General features: G+C 39.9%; 14 protein-coding genes. 11 read left to right on the top strand and 3 right to left on the bottom strand.

Going from position 1 to position 13,847, the window contains the following annotated elements:
* Nucleotides 1-6: 6 nt before the first annotated feature.
* The 11 genes from ACJ5H0_RS06295 to ACJ5H0_RS06245 all read left to right on the top strand — a co-directional run bounded on the left by ACJ5H0_RS06295 (nt 7) and on the right by ACJ5H0_RS06245 (nt 10,742).
* Nucleotides 7-639 carry a hydrolase gene (locus tag ACJ5H0_RS06295; protein WP_411248209.1) on the top strand — a complete coding sequence of 211 codons (633 nt, stop codon included), beginning with the start codon at nt 7-9 and terminating at the stop codon, nt 637-639.
* A gap of 20 nt (nt 640-659) precedes the next feature.
* The gene (locus tag ACJ5H0_RS06290; RefSeq protein WP_411248208.1) at nt 660-2,048 is read left to right on the top strand and encodes an alginate export family protein; all 1,389 of its coding nucleotides are present in this window, start codon (nt 660-662) and stop codon (nt 2,046-2,048) included.
* A gap of 21 nt (nt 2,049-2,069) precedes the next feature.
* The gene (locus ACJ5H0_RS06285) at nt 2,070-2,813 is read left to right on the top strand and encodes a M17 family peptidase N-terminal domain-containing protein (protein ID WP_411248206.1); all 744 of its coding nucleotides are present in this window, start codon (nt 2,070-2,072) and stop codon (nt 2,811-2,813) included.
* A gap of 6 nt (nt 2,814-2,819) precedes the next feature.
* Nucleotides 2,820-4,184 (top strand): amidohydrolase, encoded by a 1,365-nt coding sequence (locus tag ACJ5H0_RS06280; protein ID WP_411248204.1) that lies wholly within the window; start codon nt 2,820-2,822, stop codon nt 4,182-4,184.
* Complete coding sequence (locus ACJ5H0_RS06275; RefSeq protein ID WP_411248202.1) at nt 4,096-4,710, top strand: amidohydrolase family protein; 615 nt, start codon at nt 4,096-4,098, stop codon at nt 4,708-4,710. Before ACJ5H0_RS06280 ends, ACJ5H0_RS06275 begins: the two co-directional genes overlap by 89 nt.
* A gap of 12 nt (nt 4,711-4,722) precedes the next feature.
* Nucleotides 4,723-5,148, top strand: coding sequence for a DoxX family protein (locus ACJ5H0_RS06270; RefSeq protein WP_411248200.1), 426 nt, complete (start codon nt 4,723-4,725; stop codon nt 5,146-5,148).
* Nucleotide 5,149: 1 nt separating this feature from the next.
* The gene (locus ACJ5H0_RS06265) at nt 5,150-5,623 is read left to right on the top strand and encodes a Dps family protein (protein WP_273648465.1); all 474 of its coding nucleotides are present in this window, start codon (nt 5,150-5,152) and stop codon (nt 5,621-5,623) included.
* Nucleotides 5,624-5,627: 4 nt separating this feature from the next.
* Nucleotides 5,628-6,293: a YoaK family protein gene (locus tag ACJ5H0_RS06260; RefSeq protein WP_172279121.1), complete on the top strand. Its 666-nt coding sequence runs from the start codon at nt 5,628-5,630 to the stop codon at nt 6,291-6,293.
* Between the two features lie 159 nt (nt 6,294-6,452).
* Nucleotides 6,453-8,606 (top strand): tetratricopeptide repeat-containing sensor histidine kinase, encoded by a 2,154-nt coding sequence (locus ACJ5H0_RS06255; RefSeq protein WP_411248197.1) that lies wholly within the window; start codon nt 6,453-6,455, stop codon nt 8,604-8,606.
* 12 nt (nt 8,607-8,618) lie between these two features.
* Nucleotides 8,619-9,971, top strand: coding sequence for a sigma-54-dependent transcriptional regulator (locus ACJ5H0_RS06250; RefSeq protein WP_411248195.1), 1,353 nt, complete (start codon nt 8,619-8,621; stop codon nt 9,969-9,971).
* Between the two features lie 129 nt (nt 9,972-10,100).
* Nucleotides 10,101-10,742, top strand: a complete 642-nt coding sequence (locus tag ACJ5H0_RS06245) for a TMEM175 family protein (protein WP_411248193.1) — start codon at nt 10,101-10,103, stop codon at nt 10,740-10,742.
* On the opposite strand, the gene ACJ5H0_RS06240 is transcribed toward ACJ5H0_RS06245, so the two are convergent.
* The 3 genes from ACJ5H0_RS06240 to ACJ5H0_RS06230 form a co-directional block, all read right to left on the bottom strand.
* Nucleotides 10,721-12,280, bottom strand: a complete 1,560-nt coding sequence (locus ACJ5H0_RS06240) for a sigma-54 interaction domain-containing protein (protein ID WP_411248191.1) — start codon at nt 12,278-12,280, stop codon at nt 10,721-10,723. The two genes, ACJ5H0_RS06245 and ACJ5H0_RS06240, sit on opposite strands and share 22 nt — an antisense overlap.
* Before the next feature lie 181 nt (nt 12,281-12,461).
* Nucleotides 12,462-13,109: a MarR family winged helix-turn-helix transcriptional regulator gene (locus ACJ5H0_RS06235; RefSeq protein WP_172279111.1), complete on the bottom strand. Its 648-nt coding sequence runs from the start codon at nt 13,107-13,109 to the stop codon at nt 12,462-12,464.
* A gap of 35 nt (nt 13,110-13,144) precedes the next feature.
* On the bottom strand, nt 13,145-13,843 hold the full coding sequence (locus tag ACJ5H0_RS06230) for an SDR family NAD(P)-dependent oxidoreductase (RefSeq protein ID WP_411249486.1): 699 nt from the start codon (nt 13,841-13,843) through the stop codon (nt 13,145-13,147).
* Between the last annotated feature and the right edge of the window lie 4 nt (nt 13,844-13,847).

The raw sequence follows: 13,847 nt of genomic DNA, 5'->3' as shown, positions 1-13,847 counted from the left end.
AACTTTATGAAACCATCATCAAAACTTCTTTCCCCTGAAAATCATGCACTGGTACTTATTGATTTCGAAGGACAAATGGCATTTGCAACCAAAAGTATTTCTATGAACGAACTGCGTAATAATGTAGCAGTACTGTGTGGAGCATCCAAAATATTCAATGTTCCGACCATCATTACTACGGTTGCAGAACAAAGCTTTTCAGGTCCTGTTTTCCCGGAAATTGAGGAAGCATATCCTATGGCAACCTCAGGGTATATCGACAGAACTACTATGAATACATGGGAAGATGAAGCCGCATATAAAGCTATTACAGCAACCCAGAAGCAAAAACTGGTTTTCGCAGGGCTTTGGACAGGTGTATGTATCGTAGGACCAGCTTTGTCTGCACTTGAGGAAGGCTATGACGTGTATGTCATTACCGATGCCTGCGGAGACGTAAGTGATGAAGCGCATGAAAGAGCCGTACAGAGAATGATCCATTCAGGAGTAAAGCCTATGACTTCCATTCAGTATATCCTGGAACTTCAGAGAGACTGGGCACGTCAGGAAACCTATGGTCCTGTAACTGATCTGATGAAAAAATATGGTGCTTCGTACGGATTAGGAATCCATTATGCTCATCATATGCTGAATCATTAAAATATAATATACCATTTTCAATGTTGAAATCTGCACCTTCAATACTGTTCTTAAAAGCTTTTATCATAACAGTTTTTTTATGTTCTGAAACGTTCTCATCCCAGAGCTTTAAACTTCTGAGGTATGACGAAAATTATGAATATCTGAAAGATTCCACCAAAAGCTTTTATGATAACATTAAATATCTCCCTATCAATGAAAAGAAAGACATCTATCTCTCATTGGGTGGCGAGGCAAGGTATGAATATGTGGATTTCAACAACGAAGATTGGGGAAGGCTTAACATAGGACACAACGACTTTTTTCTCCAACGCTATGATCTTCATGCAGACTGGCATTTCGGGAAAAACTTCAGAATATTCTCACAGATCAGAAGTGCTTTGCAGAATGGGCGGAAAAATGGATCAAGAGGCATTGATGAAGACCAGCTGAGTATTCAGAATCTCTTTCTGGATGCAGGTTTGGTGAACAGGGAAGATCAGAAGCTGACAGTGAGACTGGGAAGACAGGAGATGGACTACGGTTCCGGTAGATTAATTTCTGTAAGGGAAGGGCCGAATGCAAGGTTGTCTTTTACAGGAGCCAAAATCATGTATTCCTATAAAAATGTTTCTTTAGATGCTTTTGCGATGATGGCAGACTCTGTCAGGACCGGAGTTTTTGATAATACCGTTTCAAAGCAGCTTAATCTTTGGGGACTTTATTCCAAAATTATTATTCCTGAAGCCGGAAATCTGGATCTGTATTATCTCGGAATCCGTAGAGACGAATCTGTTTTTGAAGCCGGAACAGCAAGAGAAAAGCGTCACACAGTTGGCGGAAGACTCTGGAAATATGGCGGCGGATTTATCTATAACCTGGAAGCTGCCTATCAGTTCGGACGCTTTGGAAACGATAATATTAGTGCCTGGACGGGATCTGTGGATGTAGGATATCTCTTTGAAAACGTTAGATTCAGCCCAAGCATCAATCTGAGAAACGACTATATATCGGGAGATCATTCAAAAAACGACGGAAAGCTCAGTACATTTAATCCTTTATATCCGAAAGGTGGCTATTTCGGCTTCAGCCCGCAGGTGGGGCCTGTCAATTTAATTGATATTCACCCGTATATGACCCTTGATCTGGCTTCCAGACTCAAAATGCAGCTGGATGTTGTCTTCAACTGGCGATATTCCCTGAACGACGGTGTCTACCGGCCAAGCGGAGCATTGAACCGTCCCGGAAGCAGCTCAGATAAAAGGTATATCGGAACGGCTTATTTAACCAGCTTTACCTATAATTTCAACAAACATTTCTCTTTGGTGAGCGGACTTCAGTATTTCCACAAAGGACCTTTTATTGAAGATATCATTCAGGATGCAAAAAGCGGTGTTTTCTGGAATATCCGGCTGGGATTCAAATTTTAATCATTACTAAATCATTTTATTATGCAAAATTCAATTTCAAAATATATCAATTGGTCAAAAACACTCTTTACAGCATTGATGTTGGCAACTGCGGGAACCCAATTCGTTTCAGCACAGGCTGCTGCAGAAAAAACAGCTATTGGAACCTCAAAAACATGGGGAACTGTTGACGGAATTTCTGTTGTAGGGCTGGTGCAGGGACCTTCTGCTGCCAAAGCAGATTTACAGATCGCCTGTGTTTTCGAGTATACGGAAGGAGATATTTTTAATCCGCCAGCGCTTCCCAAAGAACTGAACGGAATGGTTCATCTGGATGAGGCATTAAAAGGAATTATTACAGAAGTCCGTAAAAAAGGACAGTTCAAAGGACACGCTTTAGAAACCTTATTAATTAATCCTCCGAAAGGAAGCCTTGCCTCCGGAAAATTGCTGTTGATAGGCTTGGGTAACAGAAACTCTTTCGATGCCGAACTGATGAAAGAAGTAGGAAGTGTTGCCATGAGAGAAGCTTTGAAACTACAGGTACATACCGTATCCTTTGCCAGTGATATCAAAGATGCCGGAATTGATTCTCCAACCGCCTTAGTGGCAGAAAATGTGGTTTTGGGCGCTTTTGATGCCTACCGTACCCAGTCTTATTTAAAAGCTCAGCATTTATCCGATACAATGAAACTAAAAAAACTGATTCTGCTGGCCGGACCGTCATTTTTCACCGTTGCCGGAGGAGGACTTCAGGAAGCTATTTCAAAGTTGAACACCAAATAATTAAAGATGAAAGCAGATCTTATCATATACAACGGAAAAATACACACTTTCAATAAAGAAACTCCGGACGTTTCTGCAGTGGCCATTAAAGACGGGAAAATTATCGCGGTTGGAAATGACGGATTGGCAGACCAGTTCGCAGATGAGGCCACAAAACTGATTGACCTTAAAAAGAAAAGAGTAGTACCGGGAATCAATGATTCTCATATCCATTTGATCCGTGGCGGATTGAATTACAATCTGGAATTAAGATGGGACGGCGTTCCCTCACTGGCCGATGCGCTCAGAATGTTAAAAGACCAGGTAGACCGTACGCCTTCTCCGCAATGGGTTCGTGTTGTAGGTGGATGGTCCGAATTCCAGTTTGCAGAAAGAAGGATGCCTACTCTGGAGGAAATTAATGCTATCGCCCCCGAAACACCAGTTTTTATTCTGCATTTATACGACAGGGCATTGATGAACAGAGCTGCATTAAAAGCGGTAGGATTTACCAAAGATACTCCGGCTCCGGCAGGCGGACATATTGAAAGAGATGCTAACGGTGAACCCACAGGGTTGATTATTGCCACACCCAATGCCATGATCTTATACTCAACACTGGCAAAAGGCCCGAAGCTTTCTTACGAACACCAGCTGAATTCCACAAGGCATTTTATGACAGAACTGAACCGCTTCGGAATTACCAGCGTTATTGATGCCGGCGGAGGATTCCAGAACTTTCCGGATGATTATCAGGTAGTGAATGAACTGAATGAGGAAAAACAGCTTACCGTAAGGATTGCCTATAATCTTTTTACCCAGAAACCTAAACATGAATTTGAAGATTTCAGCGATTGGATCGACAACGTAAAATTATATCAGGGCGATGATATGTACCGCCACAACGGGGCAGGAGAGATGCTGGTATTTTCTGCAGCCGATTTTGAAGATTTTCTTCAGCCAAGACCTGACCTGCCTGAAAACATGGAAGCAGATCTCGAAAAAGTAGTCCGTTTACTGGTAGAAAACCGCTGGCCATTCAGACTTCATGCAACCTATAATGAAAGCATCACCCGTTTTTTAAATGTTTTTGAAAAAGTAAACCGGGATATTCCTTTTAATGGTCTTCCATGGATTTTTGATCATGCAGAAACCATTGATGAAAAAAATATAGAACGTGTAAAAATGCTTGGCGGAGGAATCGCCATCCAGAGCAGAATGGCTTATCAGGGAGAATATTTTGCAGACCGTTATGGTTCCGGCGCCGCAGAAAGTACACCACCCGTAAAAAAAAATGCTGGAAATGGGAGTTCCTGTAGGTGGAGGCTCAGATGCCACAAGGGTAAGCAGCTACAATCCGTGGGTTTCCATGTATTGGCTGACCGCAGGTAAAACTGTTGGCGGACTTCAATTGTATCATGAATCAAAATTGGACAGATCAACCGCATTGGAACTGTACACAAAAGGCAGCGCATGGTTTTCTCAGGAACAGCAGAAAAAAGGTGATATCAGGGTAGGAATGTTTGCCGATCTGGCAGTTCTTGATCAGGATTATTTCACGGTTGATGATGAAGATATCAAAAATATTGAAGCGGAAATGACCATTGTAGACGGGAAAATAGTCTATGCAAAAGGAACATTCTCATCTTATGCACCACCATCTATTCCTGTGCTTCCGGACTGGTCTCCCACCAATCTTTACAACGGATATTACCCTGCAGGCGGACATTTTCAGAAAGAAATTGAGAAAAATGCGAAACAGGATTTAAAAGCCCCGCTGACCTCACAAATTCACAGCTGTGCAGGAAGCTGCGATATTCACCATCATAACCATAACCAGGCAAGAATGAGCAATGTGCCCGTTAATAATTACCACACATTCTGGGGAGCTCTAGGCTGTTCGTGCTTTGCCTTTTAACTATCAATACATATGGAAATTTTAAAACAGATCCTTTCATCGGATTTAGGCTCACCATGCAATGATGCTTCATTTCTGGTTTTCCGGTTACTCCTTGCGATTCAATTGTTCAGAGTGCATGGCTTAAAGAAATTCAGACTGGAAAACGGACAAAGGGAAGTGATTCCCAATCCTCTGGGATTGCCTGATCAACTCAATGCCATAGTCGCTTCATTTGCTGATCTGGTGGTTCCGTTTCTGATTATTTTAGGATTGGGAACCAGACTTGCGGTTTTACCGACCATTGGTGTGACGGCTATCGGATATTTTGTGGTTCATAGAAAGGATTCATTGGAAGTGCGGGATGTTCCTTTTATGTACACCCTTTCCCTGTTACTGATTCTTGCATTGGGTGCAGGAAGATATTCACTTGATTATTACTTATTAAATATTTTATAAAATGAAAACTTCAATCGGAATTAAAAACGAAAATTTAGCAAAAGTTGCTGAGGTACTGGTTACCACTTTAGCAGACGAATTTGTATTGTATACCAAAACTAGAAAAGCACATTGGAATGTCGAAGGACCGGATTTTTACAATAAACACCTGTTTTTTGAAGCACAATACGGGCAGCTGGACGACATCATTGATGATCTGGCTGAAAGAATCAGGACGCTGGGACATTATGCACCGGCTACTTTAAGGGAATATCTTGAATTAACCCATTTGTCTGAGCACCATCTTGAATCGAACGACAGCCTGACTTACATCAGAGCGCTTCTTTCCGACCACGAAAGTATCATCATTCATCTTCGTGAAAATATTGAAAACTTCGCTGTGGAATTCCGTGATTCAGGGACAAGCGACTACATTACAGGATTACTGGAAGCCCATGAGAAAATGGCCTGGATGCTCCGTTCACATTTAAAATAGAAAAATGGAAGTAAAACATAATATCGGTTTTGTCACCTTATTGTTAACCATGATTGCCGGATACTGTGATACCGTGACATTTGTAGCGGCAGATGCCCTTTTTTCGGCACATGTTACAGGGAACTTTATTGTATTTGCCTATCAGTTTGTGAAGGGATCGGATATTCATGCCTGGGTAAAGCTGCTTACTTTTCCTGTCTTTATTCTCGCGGTTATGGCAGGAGGGAAGATTGCCGGGAAAGTTATCAATCATTACACGCTGTTATTCTGGGAAGGAACATTGCTTTTTTTAGCCGGAATTATTGTTGCCGTTCTCAGTTACTACGGAACGTTTTCAGAAGTTATGATGTATACTGTGGCTATGATGACCGTTTTTGCGATGGGGCTTCAGAATGCTTTTGGGAAACTCTATGCAAAGGAAACCCATGGTCCTACTACCATGATGACAGGAAATGTAACCCAGGCTTCCCTGGATTTTGGAACGCTTCTGTCAAGTGGCTTTCAACACCCTGAAGCCTGGGCAAGCCTGAAGAAGCAGTTGGTTACCATACTTGGATTTCTGATAGGCTGTTTTTTAGGGGCATATGCGGGAAAACAATTTGGACTCGAAACATTGATTTTACCGGGGCTGGCCATGATCATCTGCTATTTTTATCACCGTAAAAACTAGTACGGGACTATGGCAAAATACGGTATAAAATATTACCTTTAAAAAATGAATTTCAGGCTTTATTTTTTATCTAAAAATCTATTTAAAGTAGTATATTTTTCATTGGTTTTTATGTTTTCATGGAGTATAAAAGCACAAATCCAAGAAAATCCTGCACTGTTGAGAAAACAGATTTCCTCTTCCCCCAATATTGCTCAGAAAACCGCTTTATTGTTGCGGCTGAGTAACTATTATATTAGTAAAAAAGGAGAGTTGAAGGCTGATCTCGACAGTGCCGCTATTCTGAACAGACAGGCAAAAGCACTGAATATGAAATCCGGAGATCCGATGTCTGCCGGAAAGCTCATATTTCTGGATGCTAAACTAGATAAAGAAAGAGGCAGTAAAAACATTGCTTTATCCAAAATGAAAGAAGCACTTGCTTATTTTGAAACCCATCAATTTAAGGAACAGACCGGAGAGGCATATAACGAGTTATCGTATATGTATGACAATAAACCCGAGTATTTTGATACTAAAATTAGACTGAAAGAAAAAGCATTGGAACTTTTTAAAAATTCAGGATCAAAACTGAATCAGGCAGGCGTCTTAAAAGATCTTGGAGAACTATATTATATCAAAGAAAATCCTGATAAAGCGCTCGGTTTGCTCAGGCAATCCCTTTCTGTTTATCAGTCGGTGAAATTCAGAGAATTACAGAGTGTTTATAACCTTATTTCCCAGGTTGAAATTCAGAAGGCGGATTATGGGGAAGCGCTCCGTTATGGTCTTCTGGCAGAAAAAACAGCAGAAAGCGTAAATGATTATTCTTTGCAGATGTGTTCTATTTACAGCAATATCGGAATGGTGTATTACTATCTCCGCCAGAACGACGATGCCATGAGATATTGGGAAAAATCCTTAGCTACTGCTAAAAAAAATAAAGATAACAGCTACATCAGAACCGTTGCCAATAATATTTCTACGATGCTGATCAGGCAGAAAAAGTTTAAGCAGGCTATTACCATGATAGAAGAATATAGAGAACGTTACCCTATCGTAGACCAGGATTTTGAAATGTCAGAAAATTATATCCTGTTCAGCACCTATACTATTTTAAAGCAGTTTAATAAAGCCGAAGCCTACTACAAAAAACTGGTCGCCTATTACGGTGAAAATGCAGAAAAGAACAATCAGCAGGCTTCATTGCTGCGAAGCTTTGTTTTTTATCATTACCAGACCCGGAACTTTGATAAAATGTACCGCGAAGCGAGGCTTTTTGATTCGATAGCCAAAAATAACGGAAATGATATGCTTCGTTCGGAAAACCATTTAATGTGGTTCAAAGCAGATTCCATACAGGGAAAATACCTGGATGCTATACAGCATTATCAGCTGTACAAAAAATTTTCCGATTCTGTTTTTAACGGCGAAAAAAGCAAGCAGATCAACAGTCTTAAAATTCAGTTTGAGACAGAACAGAAAGATAAAAACATTCAGCTGCTGACCCAGAAAGCAAAATTGCAGGATATTAAGATTGCGAATGATACATTTATCAGATATGTTTTCATTGGAAGTATTCTGGCGCTGATCCTTTTTGCTGCTTTGCTGTATAACCGATCAAGATTAAAAAGCAATGCCAATAAAAACCTGGAACTGAAACGTAAGCAGATTGATGAACAAAACGAACAGCTGAAAAAATTACTTGCCGAAAAAGAATGGCTCTTAAAAGAGATCCATCACAGGGTCAAAAACAATCTGCAGATTGTGATCAGCCTGCTGAATACGCAGTCTGCTTATCTGGATAATGAAGATGCCCTGATGGCCATCCAGAACAGCCAGCACAGAATGCATGCTATGTCCATTATCCATCAGAAACTTTATCAGTCTGATAATCTTTCGATGATTGATATGTCATGGTATATTTATGAGTTGATCAGTTATATCAAAGAATGTTATTCGTATGACAAAAAAATTAATTTCACAGTGGATACTGATAAAGTGCTACTTGACGTCGCCCAGGCGGTTCCTATGGGATTAATTGTTAATGAAGCAGTCAATAATACGGTAAAATACGCGTTTCCGGATGACCGGAAAGGTGAAGTTTCCGTCTCATTCAAAAATACGGATGACCATCTTTGTGAACTGATTATATCAGATAATGGAGTAGGGCTTCCCAATGATTTCAATATTGAAGAAACGGAATCTCTGGGAATGAACCTGATGCGGGGGCTTACTGACCAGTTAGACGGGACCTTCCATCTCGAAAATAAAAGTGGATTAAAAATTACAATTACATTCAGAAGAAATACAGAAATAACTCCTTCCAACTAAAGGCTGACTATCATGAAAGAAAAAATATTAATTGTAGAAGATGAATTTATTGTAGCCAATGATCTGAAGCTGATGCTGATGAAAGCCGGTTACCAGATCACAGGAATCGCATCTTCGGTGGTTCAGGCCAGAAAACTGATTGCAGACAGCAAGCCGGATTGGGTACTTCTTGATATCATTTTAAAAGGAGACCTCACAGGAATTGATCTCGCCTGGGAACTGCGTGAAATGAATCTGCCTTTTCTTTATATTTCAGCCAATACCAACCAGTCTACTCTGGAAGCAGTGAAAGAAACGCAGCCCTACGGATTTATGGTAAAACCTTTCCGGGAGCGTGATATGATTGTTATGCTTGATATTGCCAGATACCGTTATGATATGGAAAGAGGCTGTGAACTGTGCACATATAACGGAAACAACGAAGTGATTGAAGGAATTATCGGGAAAAGCAAGGTACTTCAGGATGTCGTTGAAAAAATAAGGGTAGTAGCTCCTACAGATACGTCTGTTCTGGTGGTCGGAGAGAGCGGAACCGGAAAAGAAAAAGTGGCACATTCTGTCCATGAGCTTTCAGACCGTAGCGCGCATCCTCTTGTTGTGGTCAATTGTGCTGCATTGCCGCATGCACTTATCGAATCCGAGCTTTTCGGGCATGAAAAAGGAAGTTTTACGGGTGCCAATACATTGAGGATCGGAAAGTTTGAGCAGGCCAACGGAGGAACCGTCTTCCTGGATGAAATAGGGGAACTGCCACTGGATTCACAGGTTAAATTACTGAGAGTTTTACAGGAAAAGGAAATTGAACGGCTTGGTGGAAATAATACAGTTAAAGTAAATGTAAGAATTGTTGCAGCGACCAACCGCTCCCTGGAAAAAGAAGTGGCGGAAGGAAGATTCAGGCTGGATCTGTATTACCGTTTGAATGTTTTCCCTATTGAATTGCCTTCGCTGAGAGAAAGAAAGGAAGATATCGTATTGCTGGCCCATTTTTTCCTGAATAAATATGCCGCTGCTTCGAGAAGAAATATCACTTCTATCAGTGAAAAAGCATTAGAACAGTTGCTGAATTATCACTGGCCGGGAAACATTCGTGAGCTGGAGCATTTGATCGAACGAAGTGTTCTGTTGGCCAAAACCGCAGAAATAGAAAGCTTTGATCTGCCCAAAATCATTGAAAAATCTTCTGAAATGCCAGGCCAGCTAAAATCATTGGAAGATATGGAAAGAGATCATATTATGAGTGCGCTTCAGACTTCCAATGGAAAAGTTTCCGGACCGGGCGGTGCTGCAGAGCTGCTGAAAATACAAGCTCAGACTTTATACTCCAAAATGAAAAAATTAGGAATTGACAAAGGCTATAAATAATCACGGGCAAAGCTAACCGGAGACCATATTTTCATTCATTTTTTTAATCATAATTCTTCAAATAATTGAGGACAAAATCATTATGCCTTTACTACGCAGAGTATCAGATAATAAATCAATCAGGTAATTATGGAAAAAGAAACACTCAGAATAGAAGGATTCAGTGATGGCGTTTTTGCAATAGCCGTTACGCTTTTGGTATTGGATCTTCATTTCCCTGAAGAGCATTCAATACAGAACGGGAACGATCTGCTGGTCTTTCTGAAGAATCAATGGCCGGCATTTCTGGCATTTATCCTTTCATTTTTCAGCATTTTCATCATGTGGGTAAACCATCATAAGATCTTCAAACAGATCTACAGTCGGAATTCCGCAATTATGTTTGCGAATGGACTGATCCTTTTTCTTGTTTCAGCAGTTTCTTATCCTACCGCTTTGCTGGCAAGGTATTTTGACGGTGAAGCTTCCTCTGTTGTTGTGGCACTCTATACCGGTATTTTTGTTCTGATCAATCTTGCTTACAATTTATTATGGTTTCTGGCCACCCGGAATAAAAAACTTTTGCGTCCCGGTATTACCGATGCTTCTATAAAAAAGATCCATAATAATTACCTGTTCGGGCTTCCGATTTATGTGATTGCATTAATCCTGTCGTTCTGGATCCCGGTCTTGTCGCTGCTGATCATTTTAGGCCTTTGGATTTTCTGGGCTTTGTCTTCCGGGAAAATAGAAATGGAGCTTGACAAACATTATTCAGATCCCTTGAAATAGTGTTTTTTTTCTATTCCGAGTTTCTGCATTTTGGATATCAGAGTTGTGGGAGGCAATCCCAGTAATTTTGCAGCGCCTGTTTCGCCAAAAATGCGGCCATTACATTTTTTGATTATTTTTAGAATATATTCCTTTTCGAATTCCTGCAGTGTTTTAACCTGAAAATCCTGATCTGTATTTTGGTAATCAATCACTTTCGGAAGATCCATTTCCCTGATCATATTTCCTTTTGCCGTCAGCATGCTTCTTTCAACCATATTTTCCAGTTCACGGATATTACCGAGCCATGGATTGGCAATCATCATTTTTGCCACGTTCTGAGAAAAACCGGTAATCTTTTTGCCTGTCTTAGGATAGAGTTTTTCAAGGAAATAGTCAGCCAGTAAAGGAATATCCTCTTTTCTTTCCCGTAAGGCAGGAAGATGGATAGGAAAAACATTCAGTCTGTAAAAAAGATCGCTTCTGAACCGTCCTTCCGCCACTTCTTTTTCAAGATTCCTGTTGGTGGCCGTAATGATCCTTACATTCACTTTTATTCTTTTGTTTCCCCCGATCCTTTCGATTTCTTTTTCCTGAAGAACCCTCAGAAGTCTGGCTTGCAATTCCAGGGGAAGTTCACCTATTTCATCCAGAAAAATGGTGCTGTTGTGCGCCTGTTCAAACTTTCCTTTCCGCTTTTCGGTTGCTCCGGTAAAACTTCCTTTTTCGTGCCCGAAAAGTTCAGATTCTATCAGATTGGCAGGAATGGCCGCACAGTTTATTCTGATCATCTTCTTTCCCGAAAATTCTGAAAGTTCGTGAATAGCCTTTGCTATAAGCTCCTTTCCTGTACCCGTTTCTCCAAAGATGATGACATTGGATTGTGATGGAGCTACCTGTGAGATCTGTTCAAAAATAGTCTGCATTATTTCACTTTGTCCCACAATTCCATGGAAACCATACTCACTTTTCTTTTCTTCTTCAGTTTCTTTAGGAAAGATCTGGATATTTTCCTGAAACGCTTTCAATTGTTCCTGAACATCAATATTATGAAGAGTAATGGAAACCTGGGTAGAAACGCCGTTTAAAATCCTTTCCGGAATAGCATCTCTTGAGATAAAATTTCTGTAGAAAAGGAAAAGCACATTTTTATTTTCATTAACAGCAGGCAAACCTAATCCCACAGCCATTCGCATTCCCGAATTTCTAACTTCGGTAAAACAGGAAGGAAGTGATGACAATTCTTTAAGATCAAAAAACAGGGGTTCCGCGGAATCAAGGCATTTTTTTAAATACGTATCAATTGCATGATCTATAGTATAATTTTGATTTTCAATCCCACTGATGAGCATTTCAATAGTCCCTCTGTAATCCATGATGATCATACAATCATTAAAGCCCAGTTCAGTTTTGAAAGAGGTATTGAGAACAGAAAGAAGTTGTTTTTTGTTTAAAACGGTAGAAAAGTCTTTGGCTAAACGGACAATGATAAGCTGTTCTTTCTGCATGTCCTGCAGGCGTTTCATCATTTCTGCATTAGGATCAGAAGGCTTGCTCATAGAAAATTCTTACTTGAAAATTTAAAGATAGGAAAATTGAGAAAAAGATCTCATTTAAAGAAACAAAAAAGCAACCTCGAAGAGAGAATCTTTATTTGGTGGTTTAGCCTTTACAACCGGTGTCGGTCCGGGAATAGGCGATTTAAGGAGATCATGGTTTAAACTTCACGTAATTCTGGATCTAGTCGAATGCTTCAGTAATCTCGTCAATATTAGAATTTTTATATTGAAAGTAAAGATTAGAATGAAAATCATTAAGCTTTCTGAGTAATTCCAGAAATTCATTTTTTTCATTATTTTCAAGCTTTCCGGCAAGAATTCTTGAAGTGATATTTACTTTTTTAACAGAACGGTGGAAATAATCTTCTCCTTTTTTAGTGATGTTCAGACGTTTGCTTCTTTTGTCTTCGCTGTCGTTTTTTTCTTCAATTAAACCGTATTCCAATAAACGCTTGATAATTTGAGTCCCCGTCTGTTTCTCATGTCCGTTTCTTTCAATGAGCTGAATTTTAGTCAGGTTTGGTTCATCTTTCAGTCTATACAGATAGGTGAATTCTTCATTGGCTAATTCAGGAAAGTCATTAAGTCCTTTTCTAATAAGTTGCTTGGAATATCTTGCCAAAAGCAGAACCTGTTTGCAGATTTCATTTTCGGTAAAAGCAACCTGATGCTCTTCATTTTTAAAAAGCTTTGTAGGGCTTTCTTTTCTGTATTTCTGATCATTGAGCCAAAGACGGAAATCCTCAGTGGTAGAATGAGGTTTACAAGCTTCGGAGTTTTCAAATTCTTTTACCTGATGAAGCAAATCAATGAAAAAATCGGTATTCATGGCACAAATTTAATCTAAAAATATATCTTTTTACGTTAAAGTTTCACACTTCCCATTCCACCGTCGATTCCAAAAATCTGGCCCGTAATCCAGGAAGATTTATCGGAAATTAAAAAAGCTGTCATTTCCGCAATTTCTTCGGCATTTCCAATTCTTTGCAGAGGATGCCTTTTAGCGGATGCTTCCTTTTTTTCAGGAGTTGATAAGAGGTTTGAGGCGAGCTCAGTATCTGTCAAAGAAGGGGCAATGGCATTTACCCTGATTTTATGTGCCGAAAATTCAGCCGCTAAACTTTTGGTAAGGCCTTCCACCGCGTTTTTGCTGGCAGCAATTGAAGAGTGAAACGGCATTCCCAGTTTTGCCGCTACAGAACTGAAAAGTACAATAGAGGCACTTTCAGATTTTTTAAGATTCGGTAAAAGCTTTTGAATAACTTTCACTGCTCCTATCACATTAATTTCAAAATCACTCTTGAACTCATCTATGGAAAGCCTGTTAAACGGTTTAAGATTAATGCTTCCGGGAGAGTACACCAATCCGTCTACAACTTCAGGAAAAGTAATTTCATCTAAATTTCCGGAAAGAATATCCATTTGATGGAATGTTATATTAGCGTGATTTACCCCGGGATTTATTGTTCTTGAAATTCCTATGATTTTATTTTGTTCGGAAAGGATTTCTGCTGTTGCATGTCCAATTCCTTTTCCACATCCGACGATGACAATATTTTTCATGATT

Origin of the sequence: Chryseobacterium proteolyticum (assembly GCF_046591535.1) — a bacterium.
GTDB classification, from domain to species: Bacteria; Bacteroidota; Bacteroidia; order Flavobacteriales; family Weeksellaceae; genus Chryseobacterium; species Chryseobacterium proteolyticum.
The sequence above is the reverse complement of the archived record's forward strand: the minus strand, read 5'-3'. Positions and strand labels throughout refer to the sequence as shown.